This is a genomic window from Pseudomonas sp. zfem004 (assembly GCF_032621715.1).
Lineage (GTDB): Bacteria > Pseudomonadota > Gammaproteobacteria > Pseudomonadales > Pseudomonadaceae > Aquipseudomonas > Aquipseudomonas sichuanensis.
On sequence record NZ_JAVYJF010000021.1, the window covers coordinates 1 to 26,930 of the forward strand.

Genomic DNA, 26,930 nt, shown 5'->3' on the forward strand with positions numbered 1-26,930 from the left:
GCCCCCACGCCAGAGCCAACGTGGGAGCGGGCTTGCCCCGCGAATTGGGCCTGGAACCTGCGATCAGCCCTGGGGCTGCAGCGCCGCCAGGTGGCCGCTGATCAGCATGGCGAACTCTTCGACGGTCATTTTCTTGCCGTTGAAGTCGACCATGCCATCGGCATACTTCAGGCTCGAAATCACGTCAGTGCCCTGCACCGTGGCCATGCCGCTCTGCACCGCCATCATGCCAACCATTTCACCGGCCTGGCTGGATTGCTGGGCGATGGCCTGCGCGTCGGTCTCGCCGCCCAGCAGTGCCTGCAGGGTGGCCAGGTCACCGACCATCGGCTTGGACACGCTCAGCTTGCTGTGCAGGCTGCTGACCAACTGCTTGCCCAGCTGATCAGGCGGCAGGTCGAACGAGGTCGGGCTGGCGAAGTCCATTGCCAGGCTGAAGTGGCTCTCGCCGTTGGCAGTCTTGAACGACAGTTTCTCCAGTGCCAACTGCGGCTTGCCGGCCAGCATCTTTTGCAGATCGCCCTGGACCTTGGCCTGTTCTTCAGGGGTCATGTCGAACGACGGCAGTGCCTGCCCTTCGGCAGCCGCCTGCTGAACCTGCGGCGCCTTGGTCTGGTACCACTCCAGCAGCGCCTGCATGGCCGGAATGTCGATGGACTTCATGGTGAAGACCATCTCGCCGCTGCCCACCTTGCGCCCGGCATAGCTGATGTCGGCCACCTTGTACTCCAGGCGCCCGGCCAGCTTGTCCTTGGCTTCGCCTTCGGCGCTATACAGGTTGTTCTGCTGCAGCCCCTTGAGCACCAGCACCTGCTGATCGGCACCGCTGGTGACCTGCGTATCAGCCAGGGCCAGGTCGATGTTGCCGACGTAGATCATGTCGTGGTCGGTCTGGCTGAGCTTGCCGCCGACCTTGAAGCCGTTGAGCAGGATCTTCACCGGCGTTTCTTGTGCATCGGCGAAGTTCAGTTCCAGGCGATCGACATTGGCGTGAAATTCAGTGTCCTTGCCTTGGCGGTCAGTGCGCCCCAGCAGTTGCATGCCAGAGAAGTCCAGGACCTTTTCGCCATCCTGCTCGAGTTTGACCGGCGCCAGGCGAATATCACTTTCGACATTGCCGTCATAGCCCACGCTGGACTGGACAGTGACCGGCACCTTGCCACCTGCCGCAGCGAACCACGGCGCGGTGAAATCGCCCTTTTCCAATGAGCCGTTGCTGGCGGCCATCACCGGCATCAGCTTGAATGCCTTGACCCGCGACCAAGGGAACGGGCCGTGCTCGATCTGGTCGAGCATGACGAACTCGAAGTCCAACTTCTCGACCTCGCCAGCTTCAAGGTCCTTGGCCTTAAGGCGGTAGTGTGCCGTGCTGGTGAAGAAATGCTGCTCCAGCGAATCCAGTTCGATGGACATGCTGAGGCCAGTGCCGGCCAGGGTTTTCTTCAGCTCTTGGTTAGCCTGGGTGATGGCGCGATCCAACTCCGCCGGCAGCTGTTTGCCGGTGTACCAGGCGCCAGCGGTGGTTGCGACGGCGATGGCGACGGCCAGGCCGGAAAGGATGCCTACTGATTTCTTCATGAATAGAACCGATTGCTGTCCATAGGGGGGGCTGCGCGTGGAAGCACGCGAGGACGCGCAGAATACCACTGTCGGGGTGACTGCATGGCACGGCAGTAGCACATAGACAGCCGAGGCACCGTGCCAACGCCCGCCCAGTCGTAAATATTTATAGACACGGAAATCCGCGCAAAACAGGTAAAACGCCAAAAAACGGCCGAAAACCCCTTTCAATGTAGATAAAAAACAACATGACCGAGCAGTCTGTCATGTTTAACTTGACACCCTAATGACCATCGTTTTTTATTTCACCCACCTTGCAAGCGCCCATTCCACGAAGAAGAACAATCGCGCCGCCATCATGCCCAAACGCCCCTGCCCGCACGCGCCGCCTTCCTCGTCCCGGCGCTTTAAGCCCTGACACCCGCGCCCTCTCCGCGCACTTCGCAGCTCCAACATAAAAGGTGAACAACATGGAGCCCACCCGCTCGACCTTGTCGTGCCCGCCGCACGCCGTGCCTGCCGTCCAACGCCAGGAGTACCGCGCGCATGCAGCCTGACCACCGCGCCACCGGCAACGGCCAGTTCCGTAAATCCCTGCGCCTCTGGCACGTGGTGATCATCGGCCTGGCCTACCTCACCCCGATGACCGTGTTCGACACCTTCGGCATCGTCTCCGGCATCACCGCCGGGCACGTGCCCAGTGCCTATATCCTGGCGCTGGCGGGCATCCTGTTCACCGCGGTGAGTTATGGCACCCTGGTGCGGCGTTTCCCGCAGTCCGGTTCGGCCTACACCTACACCCAACGCGCGATCAACCCGCACGTGGGTTTCCTGGTGGGCTGGTCGTCGCTGCTGGACTACCTGCTGCTGCCCATGGTCAACGCGCTGCTGGCCAAGCTGTACCTGTCGGCGATGTTCCCCGAGGTACCGGCATGGATGTGGGTGGCCGGCTTCGTCACCGTGATCAGCCTGATCAACATGCGCAGCATCAACCTGGTGGCGCATTTCAACCTGCTGTTCGTGCTCGTCCAGGTGGCGATCATGAGCGTGTTCGTCTACCTCTGCGTGCGTGGCCTGGATCAAGGAGAGGGCCTGGGCACCGCGTGGAGCCTGGTGCCGTTCGCCGACGAGCAGACCCAGTTCGCCGCCTTGGCCGCGGGTGCGACCATCCTGTGCTTCTCGTTCCTGGGCTTCGACGCGGTCACCTGCCTGTCGGAAGAAACCCGTAATCCAGGCAAGACCATCCCGCTGGCGATCTTCCTCACCGCGCTGATCGGCGGTGTGGTGTTCATCGGCGTGTCGTACTTCATCCAGGCCTACTTCCCGACCATGCAGCGTTTCCACGACCAGGAAGCGGCGCTGCCGGAAATCGCCCTGTATGTCGGCGGCAAGCTGTTCCAGTCGGTATTCATCGCCTGCACGGTGATCAACACCATCGCCTCGGGCCTGGCGTCGCAGACCAGCGTGTCGCGCCTCTTGTACGTGATGGGCCGCGACAAGGTGATCCCGGCCAGCGTGTTCGCCCGCCTGCACTCGCGCTACCAGACCCCGGTGCTGAACATCGCGATCGTCGGCCTGGTGGCGCTGTCGGCGATCTTCTTCGACCTGGTCACCGCCACGTCGATCATCAACTTCGGCGCGCTGGTGGCGTTCAGCTTCGTCAACCTTTCGGTGATCAACCACTGCTACCTGCGCGAGGGCAACCGCCAGGGGCTGGCCAACACGATGAAGTACCTGGTGCTGCCGACCATCGGCTTCTGCATCATCGTTTCGCTGTGGCTGGACCTGAATGAACACTCGCTGTTGTTCGGCGGGGTCTGGGCGGCACTTGGCGTGCTGTACCTGGGCTGGCTGACAAAGGCCTTCCGGGTTGCGCCACCGAACTACATCGCTGAATGAACCACACCCGACGCCCGCCTGACCGCGGGCGTTCTGTTTTGATCGAGAAGGAAAAGCTCATGTCGCTGCGCCGCCTCTCCATCCAGTGGAAGATCACCCTGCTCGCCGGCCTGTGCCTGCTGGCCATCGTCGCCCTGCTGGTAGCCACCTCGCTCACCCAGGCCCGGCGCAACGCCGAGCAGGTGTTCCAGGCCAACACCGAGCTGCTCGACCGCAGCGCCCGCCAGCGCCTGCAGGCCCACGGCGAAACCCAGGCACTGCGCATCCAGCGCTACTTCATGGACGCCTACCAGTACGGCAACGGTTTTGCCCGCCTGGTGCAGGCGCTCAAGGCCCGGGGCGGCGCCGACCTGCGCAATCAGCTCAACCACGAAGCCCGCGCCGCACTGGCCGGCAACCCCGACCTGATCGGCCTGTACCTGGTGTTCCAGCCCAACGCCCTGGACCAGCGCGATGCCCAGTTCGTCGGCCAGGCCGATGCCGGCAGCAACGACAGCGGGCGCTTCTCGCTGTACTGGTCGCAAAGCAGCCCCGGCGCGCTGGAAACCGAGGCCATGCCCGAGTCGATGCTCGCCGACACCAGCATCGGCGCCAACGGCTCCCCCTACAACCGCTGGCTGACCTGCCCGCTGGAAACCGCCAAGGCCTGCGTGCTCGACCCGTACTTCGACGAGATCAACGGCCAGAAGGTGCTGATGACCAGCATTGCCCTGCCGCTGCTCGAAGGCGGCAAGGTGGTTGGCGTGATCGGCCTGGACATCGGCCTGGACAACCTGCAGCAGCTGGCCCTGGCCGGGCGCCAGGAACTGTTCGACGGCCAGGGCCAGGTGAGCATCGTCAGCCCGGTCGGGCTGTTGGCCGGCCACAGCCAGGACGCCCGACAACTGAGCCAGACCGTGGAGCAGGCCTTCGGCAGCGCCGCCGGCGCCTTTGCCGGCCCCCTGCGCGCCGGCCAGCCGGTCGAGCGCCTGGATGGCGGCATGATGCGCATCTCGCGCCCCTTCACCCCGATCCCGGGTGCCGCGCCCTGGCAGGTGCTGCTGGAACTGCCGGAGAGCGTGCTGCAAGCGCCGGCGGTAGCCCTCAACCAGCGCCTGGACGATCACAACCAGCGCGCCAACCTGACCAGCCTGCTGATCGGCCTGGGCGCCGCGATCCTCGGCCTGCTGCTGGTGTGGCTGACCGCCCGCGGCGTGACTCGGCCGATCCTGGCGGTGGCCGCGCGCCTGAAAGACATCGCCAGCGGCGAAGGCGACCTGACCCGGCGCCTTGACTACGCCCGCGACGACGAGCTGGGGCAATTGACCGGTTGGTTCAACCGCTTCCTGGACAAGCTGCAGCCGGTGATCGCCCAGCTCAAAGGCTCGGTGCAGGAAGCCCGCGGCACTGCCGACCAGTCATCGCTGATCGCCAGCCAGACCAGCACCGGCATGCAGCAGCAACACCGGGAGATCGAACAGGTGGCCACCGCCGCCAACGAAATGAGCGCCACCGCCCAGGACGTTGCGCATAACGCCGCGCAAGCCGCCCAGGCCGCACGCGGCGCCGACCAGGCCACCCGCGAAGGCCTGGCCCTGGTCGCGGCCACCCGCCAGGCCATCGACCATCTGGCCGGCGGCATGGATGCCGCCATGGAGCAGGCACGCTCGCTGGAGAGCCGTGGCGAGCAGATCGGCTCGGTACTCGAGGTGATCCGCGCCATTGCCGAGCAGACCAACCTGCTGGCACTCAACGCCGCCATCGAGGCCGCCCGCGCCGGCGAGGCCGGGCGTGGCTTCGCGGTGGTCGCCGACGAAGTGCGCAGCCTGGCCCAGCGTACCCAGGTGTCGGTGGAGGAAATCCGCCAGGTGATCGAAGGCCTGCAGCAGGGCACCCAGGACGTTGTCGGTGCCATGCACGGTGGCCAGCGCCAGGCCCGCGAGAGCGCCGCGCAGATGGAACAGACCCTGCCCGCCCTGCAACGCATCGACCAGGCGGTAACGGTGATCACCGACATGAACCTGCAAATTGCCTCCGCCGCCGAGCAGCAGAGCGCAGTGGCCGAGGAAGTGAATCGCAATGTCGCAGGGATTCGCGATGTGACCGAGTCGCTGTCCGGGCAGGCCGATGAGTCGGCACGGATCAGCCAGGCGCTCAACCGGCTGGCCAATCAGCAGCAGGCCTTGATGGAGCAGTTCCGCGTCTAGGAGCTGCTGCGCAATGAAACCTTGAGGGCCGCTCAGCGGCCCAGACAAGGTTTCTCGAGGCTTTCATTTCCTGTTGACGATCCTTTCACTTCACCTGCTCTAGCGTCGCCACCTTAAAACAGCCGCCAGCCTGATGGCGGCTATCTGGCTCCTGAGGCGCACGTGACCACCCCATCCCCCTCCGCTAAAAAACCCATGGACTGGGCAGGCCTCGGCTGGCTCCTGCTGTTTTTCTGGTATTTCTCCGGCGTCACCCAGGCGCTGTTGCTGTTCAGCGGCACTACCGGTTTTGCCGGGTTTCGCGACGCCTTCATCCTCAGCAGCCTGTGGCTGGCGCCGGTGCTGTTGCTGCCACGCCTGACCCGAGGGCTTGCGGCCGTCATCGGCCTGGTGCTGTGGGCCAGCTCGCTGGTGGGCCTGAGTTACTTCGGCATCTACCATCAGGAGTTCTCGCAGAGCGTGATCTTCGTGATGTTCGAGTCGAACACCGCCGAGGCCAGCGAGTACTTCAGCCAGTACTTCAGTGTTTCGCTGTGCCTGGCACTGCTGCTGTACACGGCGGTTGCGGTGCTGCTCTGGACCCGCATTCGCCCGGTTACCCTGCCCCTGCGCAGCCGCATCCCGGTGGTGGCCTTGCTGCTGGTGTCGCTGCTGGTCCTGCCGTTCTACAAACAGCTTGTCACCCAGCAACGCACCTTTGCCGAAGCCCGGGAGAAAGTTGAACAGCGCATGGAGCCGGCTGTCCCCTGGCAGTTGGTGGTGGGCTACCGGCAATACCGCCAGCAGCTCGACAACATGCAGGAACTGCTGCAAAAGAACGCCGCCCTGCCGCCGCTGCAGAACCTGGCGGACAGCAACGGCGACACGCCGCGCACCCTGGTGCTGGTGCTGGGTGAATCCACCACCCGCGAACACATGCACCTGTATGGCTACAACCGCGACACCACGCCGAACCTGGACGCCCTGGCCGCCAGCGACAAGGGCCTGACCGTGTTCCGCAACGTGGTGTCGCCGCGCCCCTACACCATCGAAGTGATGCAGCAGATCCTCACTTTCGGCGACGAAGAGCACCCGGACCGCTTCCTGACCGATCCGTCGCTGATCAACCTGATGAAGCAGGCGGGCTACAAGACCTTCTGGATCACCAACCAGCAGACCATGACCAAGCGCAACACCATGCTCACCACCTTCTCCCAGCAGACGGACGAGCAGGTCTACCTGAACAACCAGCGCAACCAGAACGCCAGCCAGTACGACGATGTGGTACTCGCCCCCTTCGAAAAAGCGCTGCAGGACCCGACGCAGAAGAAGTTCATCATCATCCACCTGCTCGGCACCCACATGGATTACCGCTACCGCTATCCGGCAGACTACGAGCACTTCAAGGACAATGCCGGCGCCCCGGCGGCGCTTACAGCGGACAAGGTGCAAACCTACAACTTCTATGACAACGCGGTGCGCTACAACGACTACGTGGTGTCGAGCCTGATCAAACGCTACGCGGCCACCACGCCGAACGGCTTCTTGCTGTACCTCTCCGACCATGGCGAGGATGTCTACAGCTCCGGCCAGCACGATCGCCTGGGGCGCAACGAAGGCGACCCGACAAGGCCGATGTACACCATCCCCTTCCTGCTCTGGACCTCGCCAAGCTGGCAGGCCAGCCACCCACGAGACCTGCAGGCGATGGCGTCGCGCCCTTACAGCAGCTCGCACCTGATCCACACTCTGTCCGACCTGGCCGGGCTCAGCTACGACCGCTACGAGCCCGCCAAGAGCCTGGTGAGCACGCAGTTCAGCCCCAGCCCACGCTGGATTGGCAACCCCTATGTCAAGAACGGCCTGCATGAGTTCGACCAACTGCCCGACAGCAAGGCGCAACCCGAGCAACGCACCGCATCCAGCGACGAGGTAAAGCCTGGTAAAGGCTGATAGAGGCAACGCCCATCAAAAAGCCGATACCCGAGCAATCAGGTATCGGCTTTTTTTGCTGTTGCCATGGCGATAGGGAAAACATTTTCCCGGCAGCGAGAACGAAAAAGCCCGCCATGAAGGCGGGCTTTTCGTACTGCAATATGGTGGGTCGTGTAGGATTCGAACCTACGACCAATTGGTTAAAAGACAATTGGATAGTAGGCAGAAAAGTCCATCTAGGGAGGGGTTTTAAGCACCACTCCAGCGCCTAGGCACGCAGCCTCTAATGAATATCCACATTAGAGGCATGGCAATGAACCCGAAGAGAGCAAAACGAGCAGGTAAGGTTTCCACCAAAGGCGGCACCGGTAAATCCACTGGTTCCACCAACCTTGGGGCATTCGTCGCTGACGCAGGGCTGCGCACCCTTCTCATCGATCTGGACCCCGTACAGCCCTCCGCATCATCCTATTACCCCCTTGAGTACACCGCCCCAGGTGGCATTTTCGAGCTGCTGTCGTACAACGAGACCGACCCGGCCAAGATCATCTCCCGCACGTCGATCAAGAACCTGGACGTCATCATCTCGAACGACGCCAACAACCAGCTCAACAACCTCATACTGCAGGCGCCTGATGGCAGACTGCGACTAGCCAACCTGATGTCGGCTTTCGATGCCGATTACGACCTCATCCTCTTTGACACCCAGGGCGCCCGCTCTGCGATGCTGGAGATGGTCGTTCTTGCCTCCGACATCATCCTCTCCCCCCTCCCCCCAAATATGTTGGCCGCGCGCGAATTCAGCCGTGGAACCATCCACATGATGGATGGGCTGCGCAGTTACGCGCGTCTCGGCCTCACCATTCCCCACATCAACATCATCATCAACGGCCTGGACGAAACTACTGACGCGCGCGAGATCCACCGCACCGTCCGTGAAATCTTCGACGGGACCCCTGACTACACCGTCCTGCAATCGATCATTCCAGATGCCGTCATCTTCAAGAAAGCCGCGAGCCAAGGCGTGCCGGCGCATCGGCTTGAATATCGTCAACCTTCGAACCGTAAGTCTCCGTCGGCGCTGAGCGTCATCCGCAGCCTGGCCATCGAGGCCTTCCCCGAGTGGACAGACCGCTTCGAAGCAATGACCGAAGAGCGAGTAGCCGAAATCGTCAAGGAGGCTCGTCGTGACTAAGCCTCCAATATCTCAAGCAGTCGTTGTTACACCTGACGAAGTCGCCCGGCTCGGGAACCTGTTCAGCTCCAAAGACCTGCGCAGCGTACAGACAAAGCTCACCGCGACAGCGACTGAGTTGCGCAATCTTGCAAACGGACGCCAGCGTGGCGGCGGTCTCGTAGCAAATCTGGCCGCACTGCTGACTCCAGATCAGTGCCTACTGCTGCTGGAAGCCTCCCGACTTGTCGACTCGGTCGGCCAGAGCGTGACCCATGCAAAAGAAAAGCGGGTTCGGACCGAAAAGGATACGAAACGCCGACAAGATGCGCGGGACGCACTCTCGAAGCAGCTGGTTGCACGTACATTCCCATTGCCTACCGAAACCCCTGAAGAGCTGTTGGAGACGATCAAGGCTGCACTCATCCTGAATCGTGCACGGCAGTTCTACACCTCCTACAACCCTTCTGAATTCAACGTTTACATCCGAAACGAGCTGAAGACACCTGATCGGCTTTATGGGCATACAGTCGAGCAGCACCGTGTCAGCAATATCAGATCAATCCGTTACTCCTTGATCGATGATGTGACCAGGCACCTCGCATATGACGATGGCTCGTCAGTAGAGGAACGCCTGCGGCTCCTGCAGGAGAAAGTGGCCGAAGCTGTTGGCCTGGCTGCCTTGACAGCAGACGAACGCGAGACCCTGCGCCTGTGGCAAGAGGCCCTGCTCCCAAGTGCTGGACAAGGGGATGCCTCATGAAGGGACAACTCCCCAAAACACTCACGTTGGGCATGCTCCAAGATCGTCTGGCTACGATCCGTCAGCAGCACCAAGTCCCCAACTGGATTCCCGTGAAAGTGGAGCTGAATGGGATGCCATTCCAGCTCAACACTGACAATTTCACAGTAACCGACGATGGCAGTTTGGCTCTTGAGCTGAGCATTTCCGATGCCGCTGTGGCCGCGATCGCGTATGCCCTAGAACATCAATGTGAGTCTCCCATGGAGTTCCTGCGCTGCTGGAACGAGGGCAATTTTGAGGCACTCCGGACGGAATGGCCGGAAGTGCCCGCCGAGGTATTCATCGGCGCCGATCCCCTCCACCAGCAGACTGGAGGTGCTCGATGACTTCTGGCCCCATTTCCCAGTTCGCAGGCTCCCTGTGCCTGTACCTCATGAACTGCTCTGTGGCACTGGCGACCGCCTACGGCTTGGGTTCAATTTTCAAAGCCCCGCTCGCCGAAGTCGCTCTGCAGGGGTCGGTCTATTCGGCCTATGCACTCGGCACGGTCGGGGCGCTGAATCTCCTGGTGCTGATCGCATCTGCTATGCGTGGCCGACCTCGCCGACTTGGGGAGGGCTCGTGATGGACAAACAGAAGGTCCTCGACAAAGTCACCAAGCTCATGGCCCTGGCCAATAACCCTGGTGCGAATACGCATGAGGCCGGGATCGCATTGCGCCAGGCCCGCGCACTCATGGCTCAATACAATATCGAGGCTGATGAGCTTCGAGCCAGTCAGGTCGAAGAAGCCAGTGTTCCAACACAGACCCGACGCTCTCCTGCTGATTGGCAGCACTCGCTCGCGGCTGTCTGCGCGAGTGCGTTCGATTGCAGCCATCTGTCGTATTACCACCTCACGAAGGGCTACTGCTTCAAGTTCCTGGGGAAAGGTATTGGCCCGGAAGTGGCGGCATATGCCTACAGCAGCCTTTTGCTGCAACTCCAGAAGGCCCGGCGCGAGCATGTGGCGCAACAGAAACGTTGCCAGCTCAAGACAAAACGGCGCCGTGGCCAGTTGTTCGCAGAAGGCTGGATCAACGCAGTAGCGCTCAAGGTGAGGGAGTTCGCGGACGACCTGGCACCTGACACTCAGGCCGATATCACCGCCTACATCACCCTGCATCATCCAGGACTGCGGCACTTCAACATCACCCCGAGCGAGGCCAAAGGTCACGACCAGGGTTCATTGGAGGCTGGTTTCAAGCAAGGGCAAAGAGCCCAACTCCACCGTGGTTTGGGTCGTAGCCAGCAGGTGGCAATCGCCCACGGAGGTACCAGATGATGAACCTGGACCTCTCCCCTCCCCACTCTATCGAGGCCGAGCAAGGCGTTCTGGGCGGGCTGATGCTGGACAACGAGGCCTGGGATCTAGTCGGGGACCAACTGCAGGCGGATGACTTCTTCCGTGCTGAGCACAAGGCGATCTTCCAGGCCATCCATGACTTGTCCGAGAAGAACAGCCCGTTCGACATAGTGACTGTCTTTGAAGCAATGGCCATCCCTGAGGAAGTAGGTGGCCTTGCTTACTTGGCAGAACTGGCGAAGAACACGCCGTCAGTAGCGAACATCCAGTCGTATGCCGGGATCGTGCGCAACCGCGCGCATCTCCGCCGCATCATGTCCTTGTGCTTCCAGGGTACCCGGGACGCTGCAGAGCTGGCTGCTGACGCAGCAGATGTACAGGACTCGCTCGAGCAGAAGCTATTCAAACTGGGCGAAGGCCGTGTTGTCAGCGAGTTCGCCAATATGGGCGAGGCCTTGCTGACTGTCGTGGACAAGATCGACGCGAACTTCAACGGCCACGTGACAGTGACAGGTGTGCCCACAGGACTGACAGAGCTGGATGAGATGACCCGTGGCTTGCAGCCAGCTGATCTGATCATCGTCGGCGCCCGGCCATCCATGGGCAAGACCTCATTCTGCTTGAGCATCGTCGACGCAGCGCTGGCCAAAGCAGCTGAAGAGACCGTCATCGTGTTCAGTATGGAGATGCCAACCGAAGCGTTGCTGTTCCGCATGATTGCGATCCTGGGGCACATCGATCTTGGCAGACTGCTGACAGGTCAACTGCAGGATGAGGATTGGCCAAAGCTCAGCGCAGCTGTTCACCGGCTCAAATCCTACGGCGACAGGTTAGTGATCGATGACAGCGCCAACCTGACCCCTGCGGCCATGCGAGCGAAGGTTCGCCGTGCAAGCCGACGCTTCGGTAAACCGTGCTTGATCATGGCGGATTACCTACAGCTGATGCGTTGCCCTGGCCAAGAGAACCGGGCGAACGAGATTAGTGAGATTTCTCGCTCTCTCAAGGGTATCGCGAAGGAGTTCAACTGCCCCTTCATAGCGCTCTCCCAGCTCAACCGTGCATTGGAGCAACGTCAGAACAAGCGTCCAGTTAACGCCGATCTGCGCGATAGCGGCGCGATCGAGCAGGACGCGGACGTGATCCTCTTCGTCTACCGGGACGAGGTTTACAACAAGGACACCGAGTTCAAAGGCGTTGCCGAACTGATCATTGGCAAACAGCGCCAAGGTCCCACCGGCTACGTCCGAGCCGCCTTCATCGCCAACCAAACCCGCTTCGCCAACCTCACTGCCGACCATTGGCAAGGAGTCGCCGCATGACGCCCCCCCAATTGATCACCCATGACTGCCGCGGCTGTGGTCGGCATTTTCCACTGCACCAGGTTCGGCAGGTGCATCCTGCCGAACACACCCCTGAAGGTGAGGCAGAAGTGCTGGTATGCCCGGCCTGCGGCAGCTACGACATCGAGCGTCTTGAGGAGGTGCCCAGTGCAAACTGAGCGTACCTACCCGTCGATACCTGCGATCGCCGGCGCCGAGCAATCGGCACTTGCGTTCGCTCACCAGTCTGGCCTCAACGCAATCTGGCTAAATGCGCTCAGCCAGGTTGTGTCCCAGCTCATCGTATTCGGCCAGACCGTCGCGCCGGCGGAGCTGAACGATCCACTGCAGGAGCTTGAGCGCCTGCAGTACATCGAAGTGGAAAGCTGCGACTCCGGCACGTTGGCTGTGAGCCTCCTCGGTTCACCGGCCCAGCTGAGCAGCTATTTCTGGTCCGTGTGGGTCCCCCATCACCTGCTGAGCAGTGGGTTCAAAGTCGCCGTAGCGCCATACCTGGGCTCGGCCGAGGGCGATGCCCATCACTGCACCGTCGTTTTCCGTATTCCAGGATCGCGGGAAGCTGCACGCGAATTCCTCACTGAGCTGGCCACCCAATATCCAGGTAGCAGCCCAGAGATCGTGGCCATCCAAGCTGGCAATGCACTCGCCACGGAGGAGGTCGCCAATGCGTAACCTCCTGCGTGGCGCACATGACAGCGTCCGGCGGCTTGCCGAGTTCGCGCTCTCTGAAGGCTGGACCCTGACCCGATCCAATAGCGGCCACCTGAAGTTCAGCAAGGCCGGCTTCGCACCGATCTTCACCTCCTGCACACCCAGCGACCACCGTGCCGAGCGCAACACTCGGGCGCTGCTTCGCCGTGCGGAAGTCCAAAACAACTCTTCCCGGGGGATTCAGTAATGCCGATCCGACATGCAATTGTTCACCAACTCGACAAGCAGCCGGACGGCAGCCCCGCCGTCCTTCACGCCCGCGACGCTGAGCTCCCACCGTCCGATGCCATTGAGAGTCTCCAGGGTGACCTGAATGACAGCTACAACGCCAAGCAAGGCAAAGCGTGGGGCTTTTTCCATGGAGAGTCGGGAGCCTATCCGTTCAGCGGCTGGTTGAAGCAGTACCTGGAGGAGCAGCAAGACTTCACCAGCTTCAGCCATATGGCAGTCGAACATCTACAGAGGCTGATGGAAGAGGTCAACCTGGCCACCGGTGGCCACGTGCTCTTCACCCACTACCAGCAGGGTATGACTGAATACCTGATGATCGCCGTACTCCAGCAGGTCGAGGCCGTCGGCCTGGATGGTGATCTCAATGTTGTGGTCTCGCGCTACCTGGATACCAGCAACTTCTCCTGCGCTGCTCGGATCAACCTGAGCGAGTGGCGCAACAATCAAAACTCGAAGCAGTACATCTCCTACATCAAGGGCAAGGGCGGTAAGAAGATTTCCGACTACTTCCGCGACTTCATCGGTTGCCAGGAAGGCGTCGACGGCTCAGGTGAAACTCGCACGCTGCTCAAAGCGTTCACCGAGTATGTCGAGAAGGAAGATCTGCCGGAGGAAAGCGCCCGGGAGAAAACCCACATGCTGCTCGACTACGCCACCTCCCAGACCAAGAGGGGACAGCCGCTCTCCTTGCAAGAGTTGTCTAAGGTCCTCGACGAGGACCGCCCCCAAGCGTTCTACGACCACATCCACAACAGCGACTACGGTTTGTCGCCGGAGATCCCGGCCGACAAGCGCGTGCTCAACCAATTCCGCCGCTTCACCGGCCGCGCCGAGGGCCTGTCGATCAGCTTTGAAGCGCACCTTCTGGGCTCCAACGTCACCTACGACGCCGACACCGGCTCGCTGACGATCAAGAACCTGCCTACTCAGCTCACCGACCAACTCAAGCGCCGCCAGTAAGGAGAACACCATGAACCCAACCAAATCCCGTGTCGCCGACAAATTCGTAGTTCGCCTGCCCGACGGCATGCGTGAGCAAGTGGCCGAAGTGGCTCGCAAGAATCATCGCTCCATGAACAGCGAGATTATCGATCGCCTTGAGCAATCTCTGCTCAACCCCCAGTTTGAGCCCGCACAGGCCGACGCCACTACTACAGAAGAGTTGAAATCCGAGCTGACCCGCGCTTACCGCATCATCGATCGCCTGCTGCTAAACGCTGTTCCAACTCAGGACGACATCCAGGAAGTGCTGCACCTGGTCCGTCACTCCTCTCTGGCTCACCCCCCCCTTGCTGCGGTAGGAGCTTGATATGGCCGCTACAGACCTCAAAGCCAAGCTCCTCGCTCCAGGCTTCAGCCCTACAGGGTCCACGACAGCCATGAGCGATCCAATCGCAGACACGCCACTGGTTCTGGATGTCGATGATGTCCTCCCTTGGGAGGACAACCCCCGTACCACTAGAAACCCCCGGCGCGATGAGCTCAAGGAGTCGATCCGCAACCGCGGGCTCGACACTCCCCCGCCGGTAACTCGCCGCCCAGGTGAAGAGAAATACCGGATCCGCAACGGGGGCAACACACGCATCTCGCTCCTGAAAGAGCTGTACCAAGAAACCGGCGATGAGCGGTACAAACGCATCCACGTGCTGTTCCGTCCTTGGGATCAAATCCGAGGCGAGATCATCATGCTCACCGGCCACTTGGCCGAAGATCTGAAGGGTGAACTTAAGTTCATTGAGCGTGCTGTGGCCGTAGGTCGAGCTAAAGAGCTCTATGAAGGCGAAACCGGTGAGACCATTTCACAGCGGGAGCTCGCTCGACGCCTTTCGAAGGATGGTTACCCGATCTCCCAATCCCATATCAGCAGGATGCTGGACACTTTGCAGTTTGTATTGCCGGCAGCACCTGGCTTGCTTTACTCAGGTCTGGGCTACGATCGCATCACAAAAATCCTAGCTCTGCGCAAGGCTGCCTTCGAGTGCTGGAATAAACACTACACCGGCAATGCCGTGGACATCGAAATGTTGTTCCAGGACGTTCTCTCACAGTTTGAGGGGGAAGCTGAAGAATTCCTGTTCCAGCGTTTCCAGGACGAACTCATCGGCACGATGAAAAAATCACTGCCGCTGGGCTATGAGGACATTCTGCTGGAGATCACTCAGCAGCAGGACAGAACTCGGCGTTCAACGCCGGTGGTTGAATTGCCAGCAACGGGTCCAGCTACCACTCCCCCGCCTTCAGGTGCTGGTGGAGGCTCAACACCTCCCCCACCACGCCAGGCGCCTGGAGATACCGGTGGCTCGCCGAACCCCGGATCTGCACCACCCCCTCCAGCTGGTCCGGTGCCGGGCACCTCGCTCACCCCTGAGGAACAGCAGGCAAGGATTGCAGGGCATATCGCCTCTCCTGCGAACCTCAGCCAGCGTGTAATCGAGACTAAAGCGAAGTTGGCCGCCCTCAGTGGTGAGACGCTGCCCGACTTCAACTCGAACTGCTTAGTCGCGATCCCTGTCCAGGCCGGTGGGCTGCACCCCATCACAGACCTTTGGTACATCGAGCGCCAAATTGACGAGCCTACCGAGCTGCGCAACCAGGTAGCGCAACTGGCGGTGGAGATCCTCGAGTCCGTCAACGGTCCAGGCGATATCCAAGTAATCAACGGTGGGATTGGCTTCAAGTACAAGCAGCCGGACACAGACGTCGAGATCACTGCCACAGCCCACCATACCCTGACACTGCTTCAGTCACTGAGCGGTGCCATGGCGATTGCTCTGAACATGCTGAACGAACAGCCGGACCCTGCCACCGCATTGGCTGAGTTTGAATTTGCAGCTGGCCTTGGCCAACTGCTGCTGGGCCAGCCACAAGGGACTGAACAAGCCCCCGGCGACGAAGGCCGTTTGAGCGACGGCGCGCTGGTCAAGCTGTTCCGCATCATTCGACTGGCTCGCCGCTTAATCGACTTGGAAATCGAAGAGTTCAAACGGTCCGGGCAAGCCCAGGACAGCTGAACACTAGATGAGATGAATGGGAGGGAGTCTCAATGTCCAAGTCAACACTTAACGACGCAGTTCTGTCGCTGCTTCTTGACCTTACGCGCAACGGGCAACTACAGCGCTGCCTGGAAATGGGAGTTGAGCCTGAGGTGCTGGGCCAGATTCAGCATCCAACAGTCCTCAGCCTACTTCGGAATACCCCTGTCAGTTGGGTCAACGTCTCTATCAACAGCGAGATGATTCTCAAGCTGTTGACCGGAGCAGCGCGATCCGAGGAAGAGTCACGACTAATTGAACGAGCCATTCGCCTGGGTGCCACCACCAGCCTGCTCGGAAGGTTCTTCGGGCTCACACCGCAAGAAATTGCACTGCAACGTACTGTCATCGGGGTACGAGCGCCCCGTGGCCGGTGGCCCGAGTTATCCGAAGATCAAGACCATCATATCTGGCATCGCTGGACCAAGTTGATGGATGAACACCAGGTCGACCTCAAAGAGAGCATGGCCATGCTCGATGTGGCCATGCTGGTGGCTGAAGAGTTGAGCACGGACGGCCTGACGCTTGCGCAGATCTGGTCACGCATCACCCAGTGGATTGAACAAGGTTTGTATCCGGTTAACAAGGAAAGGCCGCGAGCCTTCGAGCGTCGCCAACTCACTTTGATGGATGAGGTTGGCATACGCCATGGTGATGAACGCTGTACCTCCTCCACCCACTCTGGAGAAGGCGATCCCAGACAATGAAGCTCGCACGGTTCCCGATTTCCACGCTCCTGGATTCGGCCTCGGGGCAACTCGAGGCCCATGTGCAAAAGAAGAGAGCTGAGGACACCGCCCCTACTGCTGCGCCTGTCACGCCCTACGCCGGGATCATCTTCAGCGGAAATCCGCATGAGACGGTCCCGCGCCGACTGCTGCTCGACAATCGGCTGACGCCTTTGGAACGCAACTGCTGGCAGGTCTTCCGGCTGCTTGTCAATGAAGACGGCATCACAGCCTTTCCCACGTATGACCAGCTCCGCCCGTACTTAGGCATGAATCCAGGCAAGCATGCATCAAGAGAAACCGTGGCCAAGGCCCTGACCGTGCTCCGCTTGACCCGCTGGTTGAGCCTCGGCCGGACCGTACGCAATGAAATCAATGGCCAAGTCCAGGGGAACGTCTACCTGCTGCACGACGAGCCCGTGACGCCGGCCGAGGCCCTGGAGTTCGACAAGGACTACATGACGTTGCTGATGCAGTCCATTGAACACCAGAACAAAGCGATCAAAGAGATTGCCGCGATCACCTGGCGAGAGTTCACCAGTGACCCCGATGTCGGTCGCCGACTTCCCTCGCGCATGGACACGCTCAGCGATCGATTGAACGCTCAAACCTGGGCCATCGAAAGCCAGCGGAACCCACTGCCCGCCCCTGAGTTCGGAATCCGAACTCAGCAAAACTCGCCCATGGAAGACCTGAGTTCGGAATCCGAACTCAGTGAGAACTCAGCAAAACAGGGCGCTCTACCCCTGAGTTCGGAATCCGAACTCAGTGTAGAACCGCTGAGTACACCCTCAGTTCGGAATCCGAACTCAGCTAGTACGTATACAAATACAGACAAGTCTGTATCTAAAAGCTCTGTACAACCTCGCGAGAGCGCCGGTGTGAATTGGTTGCTTGCCTTGGATCTTCTCAAGCCAGAGGACCGTGTGAAGGCGCGAGAGATCATGGGGCCAGTACCGGAGCATCTCCGAGAGGCAGTGATCAACCAGTGGAAGCATCGCTGTACGACCGGGAACGTGGCCAAGCCCGTCGCATACCTGGCGACCCTGGCTGGCAAAGCCATCCGTGGTGACTTCAATGCCCAGTGGACCCCTAGTGCGTCGTCGCCTTCTCCGACACCAATGCCCCCAGTGACGCAGGCGATCGCACAGCCAAGCCAGCCCCCTGTTCAGAGGCCTGCACCGACAGCGACCGCTATGCAGACAGCCAACTCGGCGCTGAGCTCACTCCAAGCGTTGCTGGATCCTCGACGTCGCACGGGAGGCACCGATGAGTGAGTGGATGGGTGCTGACGTCACTCTGGCGCTCGGTACCATCGCACTGGCCATGTTGGTCGGACATCTGTGCATCTTGGTTGCATCCTGGTTACCGGCAGTCCTCGAGCATCAGTGGCAGCGTGATGCCAGGGAACTGCTTGGGCTGGGCCTCGGCAAGCCTCTCGATCTCCGACTGCCCGGGGCATCACGACCAGAAATCTGGATCGTGCAGACCGGCTGCGCAGGATTGTCGCTCGTGGTGATCTTCCACTTTGGGCCATCGCTCCAGGCGTTGTTTGCCCTGCTGCTCACGTGGTGTTTGCTGACACTGAGTTTGATTGATAGGCGGCACCATCTACTGCCGGACGCCTTGGTAATGCCAGGACTCTGGGCAGGTTTGGTGCTCAACTCGTTCGGTATGTTCACGACCCTGCCAGAGGCATTCTGGGGGTGTGTCATAGGCTATGTGAGCCTTTGGTCGGTCTACCACCTGGTCAAGTATGTAACTGGCAAAGAGAGTATGGGAGCGGGCGACTTTAAGCTGCTGGCCCTAATCGGGGCATGGGGCGGCTGGCAAGTGGTCCCCAGCACAGTGGCTGGCTCGTTACTGATCGCTGCGAGCTTCACGGTATACCTACGCCTCGCAGAAAACGGCGCTAAAAGAGTAGACATGCCATTTGGACCATCTCTATCGCTCGCTGGTTGGGTGGTCTTCATTGCCGAGACGCTCGGACACCACGTCCAGCGCTGAGGCACCGACCGCCCTATGCTCCGCTTCTCGGCATACGACGTGCATATGATCTACTGTACTTCCTGTGGCTCACAGCACTTCGTCCCCCTGGTAATGTAACGATGCCAAACCCCCGTGGGCACCGTAAGTTACTGAAGTGATGTGGGCCACACTTTTTTCCAAAACCAGCAATGGCACCAAGGCCAACCATGTGTTGCCACTGGCAACAGTCCGAAGTGGTGCGGCCCGCACCACTCGCCGACCTGATCACCGAGTACGATGCCGCTGGCATCATGGTAGTGATGGGGCCCACATCACTTACCGGCGCAACGGCGTCGATCGCCGAACGATGCCACTGACATCATGGCAGTGATGGGGCCCACATCACTTACCGGCGCAACGGCGTCGATCGCCGAACGATGCCACTGACATCCAACGGCGTCGATCGCCGAACGATGCCACTGGCATCATGGCAGTGATGGGGCCCACATCACTTACCGGCGCAACGGCGTCGATCGCCGAACGATGCCACTGGCATCATGGCAGTGATGCGGCCCGCATCACTCACCAGCCTGATCACCGGCACAGACGACCGCCGAGAGGGGCCACTAGCGCCATCTCGAAGTGGTGCGGCCCACACCACTCCACCAGCTCTGTCACTGCCCCCGACAAATCCAGGACCACGGGTTCTTCATTTATTACTGCGCGCCGGTTGGCCGGAAAGCAGCATGGACATCGTTCACCCACCTTATATAAGGAAACCATGTCCATGGCTGACACCTATCAGCTCAACATCGGCTCCCTCCGGAGCCAAGTCCAGCTGACTCTCCACACTCACCATGCCGCTCGAATCTGGCTGGGCCGCCAGAAGAGCGGTGATAAGCACAGTATCCTCGGCCTGGCTGGCTTCTGCTCCAAGATCAACCAGATGGATCGCGGTGCCGCCCAGGACGATCCGTACTCCGATTGGTGGATGATCAAGATCGAGGAGAAGATCCAGGAGGTTGACGATGCCTTCAAGGCCATCGACAGCCGCCTCGATGGGGTAATGGCCCAGCTGCCCAAGGCGCTAGAAATCGGCGAGAACCTCTCGATCCAGCCGCTCAAGCTTCCGCTCTACATCGCCAACCCGCTGGGTTTCAAAGGCGTCCATCTGCTGACTCAGTACGACGAAGTCGTCCGCCGCATTCTGCTGGCTCAGCACGTTGCCATGATCGGTCGCCGCGATGGCGAGATCTGGATCGATGAAGGTGCTCACCTGCTGCGCAGTCTTTTTGGGCTGGCCCAGCTCCATCATTTCTCCGGTGCATCGCGTGACGACTTCGCCGCCAATAATGCCCGGGCTGAAAACGCGCGCGAGATGTACCGGCGCCATGGCGACATCCCCCAGGACATCCTGGAAGGCACCCGTCGCTCGAACTTCGCTCCGCTCATCCGCCGTGGCTCGACAGGCCCAGCCGACGAGATGGATGACGGTCACGAAGACGAGGCCTGACCTTGATGCGTTCGGACACCCGACCCCTGGAGGCACTGCAACAGGGTGCCTTCAAACCGCTGCAACAGGGTGCCTATCAGGCGCTGCAACAGAGTGCCTCACTAAAAGGCCTTTTAAAGCCCTTTAAAGGTAAGGGGGAGCTGGTCCAGTTGACGGAGCATTGCGCGGCGATGGAGGCAGGGTTGCGCGCCCTTACTCAGGAAGTGCTGGCCCAGGTCCGTCAACATCCATTCGCCCTGCTGCCCGTCAGGCTCATCGAGCAAAACACAGCGGCTGGCACAACCTTTCTTCGCTGGCAAAGCGTGCAAGGTCGGCGCATGGGTGTCGGCGTATGGGCTCAGATGGTCCACGCCCCCAAAACACCAATCCACCTGCTGCAGGACCTGTTTGCCCTGGAGCAACACCGAATCACCCTGAACATGCAGATCAGCCTCATCCACTTCATCGGCAAACAGGCCGCCGAGTGCGCAGAAAAGATGGGGCAGGCCGAGGCCGAATATCAGGCTCGACTGCAGCAGGTCATGAACCCACCTCAACACTGAACGGAGATACACCATGGGTACGTCTGTAAACTGGGAAGGCAATGTCGGTAACGCACCGGAACACCGGAGCTTTCCCAATGGAAATCAGGCACCACGGCAGATGCTGCGCCTGAACGTCTTCTTCGATAACTCCATCCCCGATGGCAATGGTAGCTACAAGGATCGCGGTGGCTTCTGGGCCAACGTGGAATGGTGGCACCCGGACGCTGAGCGCTTCGCCCAATTGTTCCAGAAGGGTATGCGCGTACTCGTATCCGGGCGCGCAATCATGGATACGTGGCGGGACAAGGCGACCGGCCAGGATGTCTCTGCCTTGAAAGTGGAGGCCAACCGCGTGGCGATCCTCCCGCATCGCGTCGACCAGATCAGGCTCGCACCGCCCAAAAGCGGTGAACAGCGCCCTGCCAATCAACAGCAAGCTGGCCAGTCCCAGGGTCAGGGTCAGGGTCAGGCGCAAAACAATCGGAGCCAGGATCAGCGCCCCGCTCAGCCGATTCCTGATGGCGTGCAGGACTACCCCAGCTTCGATGAAGAACCGTTCTAACCCCCTCCCTTAATTTGGCGCGCCACATCGTGAAGCTCTTGGTGACAAGGATGTCACTTCGAGCTTCCCCTCCCATCGATGCAGCATCTCCCTGGCAGTCAGTCCATTGGCTAGCAGGCGATTTTTTCAGGCGCCATTCGTGAAGCTTCTGATGACAAGGACGGATCTTCGTTACCTCACTTTGCTTCGAGGACTACGCGCGATGAAGCACGATTTCCCAGAGTATCCCTCCGTCAAAGCGACGGTAGAACTTCACCGCTACATGGAAGCCGTCAAGGCCCTCGCTGGTGTCCGCCAGGTCTTTTGCGACGGCGAATCCATCCTGCTGCCGGAGGCCGAAGTGGAGGCTGTCGAAATGCTTCGCCTCCGGTTCAAGGCCACCTTTGAGTATGGGCAGGCCGAAGAGTATGAGTTCGCCAGCAAGGCCCGGGATGCAGGGGTGGCAGCTGAGCTCCTTCGGCTTGGCCAGGCAGTACACGGCTTTACGGGCCAGGACGCTGAGGTGATGGTGCGTGCTGCACTGGAGGCCCCCGGCGCGACCCTGCTGGCTTGGTCGGCCCTCTACCGCTCCAGCATGATTCCCCACTAGCCGCAGAATTCGGGCGTTGGCAAGGGGCCTAATTTTCAGGCGCTATACGTGAAGTTTCTGGAGGCTAGAACAGGTCGTCGCGACCGCCCACTCTTGACGTACCGTCTGGTGTCGCGCGACTACGAGTGGCAGGGGCCTGCTGCCCAGGGCGGCGCGCCTCGTGAAGCTCCCGCAACCAGGACGGGCAGTCGCAACCGAAGGGGCGCTGCGAGCAGCGCTTGCCCAGGTCAGGGGCCCGCAAGAAACCGCAGCATTGGCAAATGAGCTTTTCCTGCAGGCATCTCCGCCCTACAGCTGCTAACTTGTATCTAACTTAGCCGCTGGGGGCGAAAAAAACGCCTCGGCGTGAGATTTCCGGTATCAAGCACGTTTGAGACGTGACCTGCCCGGCAGGAACAGGGGCGCTGATGAGGAGCATTCGATGCGGAATGAAGTTGCCCAGGAGCGAAAAGCGGATAGGCGCCAGTTCAATAACCCCCATCCTGCGGTAGAGGCTGCAGGGGTGGAAGCCGCCGAGAAAGGGCTTCCCGTGCATGCCTGCCCTTACAAGCACCCTGCCATGCTGGCCTCCTGGCTGAAAGGGTACAAGCGCTCCCAGCAGTTCACCCTCAATTTTTGACCCTTCCTCCGTAGGCCTGGCCGCCACGAATTCCCTCCCTTCCAGTTGACCATTTCGCGTTGTGCCGCATCCGGCCGGCGGCAAGAGTGCGCTCTGTTCGAACTGTTCAGGGTCACCCTATGAAACTCATGATCATCGAGGCACCGGGCAAGCTGAAGAAGCTGGGGCCCATGATGAAGAAAATCCGCCCTGGCGAGCACTGGACGGTGGTAGCCACTGGTGGCCACATCCGAGACCTCCCCGAGAAGGGGCAGGATGACACGATGATCACCACGGGTGTGCTCAAGAACCTCCGGCCCGTGTACGAGATGCTGCCCAAGAGCGCCCGCAACGTCAGCACGATCCGCAAGGCGCTGAAGGACGCCACGGAGGTTTACATTGCCACTGACCCGGATCGTGAAGGTGAAAGCATCGCCTGGCACATTCAGCAGGCGTTGGGCATCAGCGAGTACAAGCGCGTCACCTTCAATGAGATCACACAGAATCGTGTTCGCGAGGGTTTGGCTAACCCCCGCAAGATCGATATCCAGCTCGTTGCCTCACAGCAATGCCGGAGGGTGCTCGACCGCCTGGTGGGCTACCCCGTCACTCAAGAGCTGCGCCGAGTCATGGGGCAACCCACGTCAGCGGGCCGGGTGCAGTCACCTGCGCTCTACCTGGTCGTGATGCGCGAGCGGGAAATCCGCAACTTCAAGGTCATCCACCACTTCGGCGCAGAACTGACCTTCAGGGACGAAGCGTCCGGCTTGGCCTGGACTGCCATATGGCAGCCGGTGCCGGACTTTGCCAGCAAGGAAACCCCCTACGTCCAGGACGGCACGCTTGCCGCCCGAGTCGCGGCAACCCGCGCAGTTATCGTGGAGTCGTGCGAAGACGGCAAGAAGAAGCGCCCGCCGCCCGCGCCGTTCATTTCCTCCACTTTGCAGCAAGCCGCCAGCGTGGCGTTGAAGTGGGACCCCGACAAGACGATGCAGGTCGCGCAACGCCTGTACGAGCAGGGTGTCATCACGTACCACCGGACGGACAACCCCAACTTGGCCGACGATGCAATGCCTGACATCCAGGCTGTCGCCCGGCGCCAGGGGCTCGACGTTGTAGACGAGCGCCGGACGTTCAAGGCAGCAGACAGCGCCCAGGAAGGTCACCCTGCGATTGCGCCAACCGCTTGGGATGACGAGGTCGCGGGAGAGTCTTCCGATGAACAGGCGCTGTACAAGCTCATTCGGATCCGGGCGCTGGCCAGCCAGCTCGCCGATGCCATCTACGACGTGCGTACCGCAAAGCTGCTGGCCAAGGGACCGGATCAAAGGCCGCTGCGCTTCGCCGCGACGGGTAGCTCGGTAGCCTATCTCGGCTGGATGAAGCTCCTGCAGCAAGACGACACGGATGAAGAGTCGACCGACCTGCCCAAAAATCCAGTGCCGGCGCTGCAAGCTAAGCAGATCCTCAACGTCCTCCAGGGCGAGGTGTTGAACCAGAAGACCAAACCGCCGGGGCGCTTCACCAAGGCCAGCTTGATCAAGGAACTGGAGCGTCGTGGGATTGGCAGACCCAGCACCTTCTCCGCGATCGTCAAAAACATCACCAGCAAAGGCCTGGTCGTCGAGGAAAAACGTAAGCTGGTACCGGGACCTCTGGGTGCGGCTACCGTCGCCCAGTTGGAAGGCCGATTCAGCTTCCTCGAGCTGGCTTTCACGAGCACGCTGGAGAAGGACCTGGACAGAATCGCCCGCGGCGAGGACAAGTACGGCCCGGTTGTCGCCAAGTTCTACCAGCACCTCCAGGGCGAACTGGAAAGCCTCCGACAGGCGCCCACGGTCGCGATGGCACCACGCTCGCCGAGCTCTTCACCCACCGCAGACAGTAACCACGTCTGTGGCAAATGCGGCATGCCGCTCGCGCGGCGCCAGAAACGTGGTGAAGGGGGATACGATTTCTGGGGCTGCACTGGTTACAAGGTGAACAACTGCAAGGTCAGCTACCCCTCGGTCAAAGGCCTACCCGACATGGCCAAGCCCAGGGGCATGTAGCTGTATACAGGTGCGCGCACTAATTTCCCGGTGCCCAGATAATCATTACTGCTGTCGACGGGCTTACCTGATTGCCAACCTGCTCGCTCCTCCAGGAGCGGGCATATGATTGCAACTACCCCACACCACTCTTCCATTCCTTTCGCAAAGCCTGCCTTCGGCCACCACGTGGGTGAGAAGCGATGAAGCGCCCACGCCTCCTCAACAGCCAGCCAGTGCTGCTCGAAGCAGCCGTGTTCGACGGCTATGACCTGGGCATCCTCATGCCCTACATCGAGGGTGCGAACAAGGTCATGTTCGCCCGTGGCGGGTTCTTCATTCGCCGAGGCGACCACCCGTTCTGTCGCTATTGGCGAGTGCCCAAAGCCAAGCTCCTCGACGAGCTGGACCTTGTTTTCCACCAGTTGCACGAGCTGGTCGACGGGAAGTTCACCGACACATGGCAGGGATTCCGTCAGAAGATCGAGGCCGCGTTGAGCGCTCCTCGCCGAGACGCCTTCACCTGGGGCATGCTCCTGCGCATCGCGCCGCTGGCCGACGGCGGTGTGCTGCTATCCGGTGACTACCACCCTGGGGTCGTCGCTGTGGCGCGCCGAATGCGCGGGGTTTTCCTTGGGCGATCCAGCTCCTGGCGCATCAATGCCACCGCCGAGATCCTGCGCAGCAACCTGATCTTGGAACTGGGCCTGGTAGAGGAGCAGTTCGAGATCCTGGACGTTGTGCAGGAGCTGCTGGGCGATGGTTCTGTCGTTCCGGCAGAAGACATTCCGCGCATCAGCCTGGGCGGCGGCCCGCAGGAGCCCTCGGCAACCGCCAGTGGCGAGGAGACCTCCAACGACATCTACCTCGCTGCCGTCTCGCCGATCGAGCGCACCGAATTCTCCGATGCCACGATCGCCCAGGCCCTGCTCGGCTACTCCCTGCTCGATCACCAACCAGCAGGTATCGCCCACCTGCTCCAGCGCACCAGCGCGCTGCTGGCTGACGATATGGGTCTCGGCAAGACACGCCAGGCCGTCATCGCGGCCCACATCAGCGCCGCCGGCCGCCCGATTCTGGTAGTGACCCTTTCCTCGTTGCTGATCAACTGGCAGCGGGAAGTACTGGCGGTCTACCCCGACGCGACAATCGCCCTGCAGAAGCATGACCCGCACGCCCAATGGATGCTGATCAATTACGAGCGCCTCGGCGACTACGTGCTGCTGGCTGAGCACTACCACGTGCTCGTGGTCGATGAGGCCCACCAATTGAAGGAGCCGACCGCCGAGCGCACTCGCCATGGCTTCGATATCGCGGCGAAGGTGCCGAATCGTTACCTGCTGACCGGCACGCCCGTGCTCAACCGCGAGACGGAGCTGCATACCCTGCTGCGTCTCTCGGGGCACCCGGTCGGCCAGTTACCGCTCAGCGACTTCTGCGATCGCTTCGCCGGGAACCCGGAGTTCCGGCAAAACCTACGGGCGGAGCTGGGCGACTGGATGCTGCGCCGTCGCAAAGACGTTCTGCCCGGGCTCAAAGGCAAGCAACGGCAGTTGCTGGCCGTGGCCTTGGGGGTTGATGAACGCCGGCAGTACGACAGCATCCGCCGCGATGACAAGCCGATCTTTGCGAGGCTGGGCGCGCTTCGCCATTACCTCGAGCAGGTGAAGGTGCGTGTCGCGATGGACTTGCTCAGCGAGCTGGACCCCGAGGACAAGGTCATCCTGTTCTGCGAGTTCAAACCTACCGTGGAGCGCCTCAAGGAGCTGTGCAATGAGGCCGGTATCGGGAACGTCACGCTGATCGGCAGTGACTCGCTCACCAAGCGTCAGAAGGCAATCGACAAGTTTCAGGGTGATCCAGACTGCCGGGTATTCATCTGCACCACCCGAGCCGCCGGCACCGGGAACAACCTCACGGCCGCTAACTACGTTTTCTTCCTGGGTCTGCCCTGGACACCAGGACAGCAGGATCAGGCCGAAGACCGGGCGTACCGCAACGGCCAGCTCAGGACAGTGATCGTCAAGATCCCCCTTGTGGAGAACAGCATCGACCAGCAGCTGTGGCAGATGCTGTTGGCCAAACGTCAGGTCAGCCTTGAGCTCATCGAACCGGAGGAGCAACAGGACGCCCTGGCCAAGGCCATGCTCGCCGCCACCATCACCGAGCAGGACATTGGAGCATGCTGACTGCCATACTTCGTAGCAAAGCCCACGGAATCAACCCACCATGCTCGCAGCTCGAACCGCATGAAGCCTCGCATTCAGGGCGGCGATGTC

The 26,930-nt window shown here is 60.8% G+C and carries 24 protein-coding genes and 2 pseudogenes; 25 read left to right on the forward strand and 1 reads right to left on the reverse strand.

Annotated elements, in window-relative coordinates; all coding sequences use genetic code 11:
- Positions 1-63: 63 nt before the first annotated feature.
- Positions 64-1,578: a YdgA family protein gene (locus RTH46_RS20530; protein ID WP_316906458.1), complete on the reverse strand. Its 1,515-nt coding sequence runs from the start codon at positions 1,576-1,578 to the stop codon at positions 64-66.
- 528 nt (positions 1,579-2,106) lie between these two features.
- Here RTH46_RS20530 and RTH46_RS20535 point away from each other — a divergent pair.
- The 25 genes and pseudogenes from RTH46_RS20535 (at position 2,107) to RTH46_RS20650 (ending at position 26,840) form a co-directional block, all read left to right on the forward strand.
- Positions 2,107-3,459: an APC family permease gene (locus RTH46_RS20535; protein WP_153788429.1), complete on the forward strand. Its 1,353-nt coding sequence runs from the start codon at positions 2,107-2,109 to the stop codon at positions 3,457-3,459.
- A gap of 278 nt (positions 3,460-3,737) precedes the next feature.
- Positions 3,738-4,787 (forward strand): annotated as a pseudogene (locus RTH46_RS26375) (HAMP domain-containing protein); the annotation flags it as partial.
- Positions 4,788-5,132: 345 nt separating this feature from the next.
- Positions 5,133-5,645 (forward strand): annotated as a pseudogene (locus RTH46_RS26380) (methyl-accepting chemotaxis protein); the annotation flags it as partial.
- A 162-nt stretch (positions 5,646-5,807) separates the two neighbouring features.
- On the forward strand, positions 5,808-7,577 hold the full coding sequence (locus RTH46_RS20545; protein WP_316906460.1) for a phosphoethanolamine transferase CptA: 1,770 nt from the start codon (positions 5,808-5,810) through the stop codon (positions 7,575-7,577).
- Between the two features lie 295 nt (positions 7,578-7,872).
- The gene (locus tag RTH46_RS20550; protein WP_316906461.1) at positions 7,873-8,754 is read left to right on the forward strand and encodes a ParA family protein; all 882 of its coding nucleotides are present in this window, start codon (positions 7,873-7,875) and stop codon (positions 8,752-8,754) included.
- Positions 8,747-9,496 carry a hypothetical protein gene (locus RTH46_RS20555; protein WP_316906462.1) on the forward strand — a complete coding sequence of 250 codons (750 nt, stop codon included), beginning with the start codon at positions 8,747-8,749 and terminating at the stop codon, positions 9,494-9,496. Before RTH46_RS20550 ends, RTH46_RS20555 begins: the two co-directional genes overlap by 8 nt.
- Positions 9,493-9,864, forward strand: coding sequence for a hypothetical protein (locus tag RTH46_RS20560; RefSeq protein WP_316906463.1), 372 nt, complete (start codon positions 9,493-9,495; stop codon positions 9,862-9,864). The genes RTH46_RS20555 and RTH46_RS20560 overlap by 4 nt, the downstream gene beginning before the upstream one ends.
- Positions 9,865-10,102: 238 nt before the next feature.
- Positions 10,103-10,801: a DUF2786 domain-containing protein gene (locus RTH46_RS20565; protein WP_316906464.1), complete on the forward strand. Its 699-nt coding sequence runs from the start codon at positions 10,103-10,105 to the stop codon at positions 10,799-10,801.
- Positions 10,798-12,144 carry a replicative DNA helicase gene (dnaB, locus tag RTH46_RS20570; protein WP_316906465.1) on the forward strand — a complete coding sequence of 449 codons (1,347 nt, stop codon included), beginning with the start codon at positions 10,798-10,800 and terminating at the stop codon, positions 12,142-12,144. Before RTH46_RS20565 ends, dnaB begins: the two co-directional genes overlap by 4 nt.
- A complete protein-coding gene (locus RTH46_RS20575) occupies positions 12,141-12,323 on the forward strand; it encodes a hypothetical protein (RefSeq protein WP_316906466.1) in 183 nt (60 codons plus the stop codon). The genes dnaB and RTH46_RS20575 overlap by 4 nt, the downstream gene beginning before the upstream one ends.
- A complete protein-coding gene (locus tag RTH46_RS20580) occupies positions 12,313-12,837 on the forward strand; it encodes a hypothetical protein (protein ID WP_316906467.1) in 525 nt (174 codons plus the stop codon). The genes RTH46_RS20575 and RTH46_RS20580 overlap by 11 nt, the downstream gene beginning before the upstream one ends.
- Positions 12,830-13,063 (forward strand): hypothetical protein, encoded by a 234-nt coding sequence (locus RTH46_RS20585; RefSeq protein WP_316906468.1) that lies wholly within the window; start codon positions 12,830-12,832, stop codon positions 13,061-13,063. Before RTH46_RS20580 ends, RTH46_RS20585 begins: the two co-directional genes overlap by 8 nt.
- Positions 13,063-14,067 (forward strand): nucleoid-associated protein YejK, encoded by a 1,005-nt coding sequence (yejK, locus tag RTH46_RS20590; RefSeq protein WP_316906469.1) that lies wholly within the window; start codon positions 13,063-13,065, stop codon positions 14,065-14,067. The genes RTH46_RS20585 and yejK overlap by 1 nt, the downstream gene beginning before the upstream one ends.
- A gap of 10 nt (positions 14,068-14,077) precedes the next feature.
- Positions 14,078-14,416: an Arc family DNA-binding protein gene (locus tag RTH46_RS20595; RefSeq protein ID WP_316906470.1), complete on the forward strand. Its 339-nt coding sequence runs from the start codon at positions 14,078-14,080 to the stop codon at positions 14,414-14,416.
- Between the two features lies 1 nt (position 14,417).
- On the forward strand, positions 14,418-16,118 hold the full coding sequence (locus tag RTH46_RS20600; RefSeq protein WP_316906471.1) for a ParB family protein: 1,701 nt from the start codon (positions 14,418-14,420) through the stop codon (positions 16,116-16,118).
- A gap of 32 nt (positions 16,119-16,150) precedes the next feature.
- A complete protein-coding gene (locus RTH46_RS20605; protein WP_316906472.1) occupies positions 16,151-16,846 on the forward strand; it encodes a DUF2857 domain-containing protein in 696 nt (231 codons plus the stop codon).
- On the forward strand, positions 16,843-18,144 hold the full coding sequence (locus tag RTH46_RS20610) for an STY4528 family pathogenicity island replication protein (RefSeq protein WP_316906473.1): 1,302 nt from the start codon (positions 16,843-16,845) through the stop codon (positions 18,142-18,144). The genes RTH46_RS20605 and RTH46_RS20610 overlap by 4 nt, the downstream gene beginning before the upstream one ends.
- Positions 18,137-18,874, forward strand: coding sequence for an A24 family peptidase (locus RTH46_RS20615; protein ID WP_316906474.1), 738 nt, complete (start codon positions 18,137-18,139; stop codon positions 18,872-18,874). Before RTH46_RS20610 ends, RTH46_RS20615 begins: the two co-directional genes overlap by 8 nt.
- Positions 18,875-19,622: 748 nt before the next feature.
- Entirely contained in the window at positions 19,623-20,348 is a 726-nt protein-coding gene (locus RTH46_RS20620; protein ID WP_316906475.1) for a PFL_4669 family integrating conjugative element protein, read from the forward strand.
- A gap of 5 nt (positions 20,349-20,353) precedes the next feature.
- A complete protein-coding gene (locus RTH46_RS20625; RefSeq protein WP_316906476.1) occupies positions 20,354-20,890 on the forward strand; it encodes a DUF3158 family protein in 537 nt (178 codons plus the stop codon).
- A 13-nt stretch (positions 20,891-20,903) separates the two neighbouring features.
- On the forward strand, positions 20,904-21,434 hold the full coding sequence (locus RTH46_RS20630) for a single-stranded DNA-binding protein (RefSeq protein WP_316906477.1): 531 nt from the start codon (positions 20,904-20,906) through the stop codon (positions 21,432-21,434).
- 202 nt (positions 21,435-21,636) lie between these two features.
- Positions 21,637-22,023 (forward strand): hypothetical protein, encoded by a 387-nt coding sequence (locus tag RTH46_RS20635; protein ID WP_316906478.1) that lies wholly within the window; start codon positions 21,637-21,639, stop codon positions 22,021-22,023.
- Between the two features lie 421 nt (positions 22,024-22,444).
- Positions 22,445-22,642 carry a CrpP family ICE-associated protein gene (locus RTH46_RS20640; protein WP_316906479.1) on the forward strand — a complete coding sequence of 66 codons (198 nt, stop codon included), beginning with the start codon at positions 22,445-22,447 and terminating at the stop codon, positions 22,640-22,642.
- Between the two features lie 119 nt (positions 22,643-22,761).
- Positions 22,762-24,672 carry a type I DNA topoisomerase gene (gene topA, locus RTH46_RS20645; protein WP_316906480.1) on the forward strand — a complete coding sequence of 637 codons (1,911 nt, stop codon included), beginning with the start codon at positions 22,762-22,764 and terminating at the stop codon, positions 24,670-24,672.
- Positions 24,673-24,854: 182 nt separating this feature from the next.
- On the forward strand, positions 24,855-26,840 hold the full coding sequence (locus RTH46_RS20650) for a DEAD/DEAH box helicase (protein WP_316906481.1): 1,986 nt from the start codon (positions 24,855-24,857) through the stop codon (positions 26,838-26,840).
- Positions 26,841-26,930: the final 90 nt, after the last annotated feature.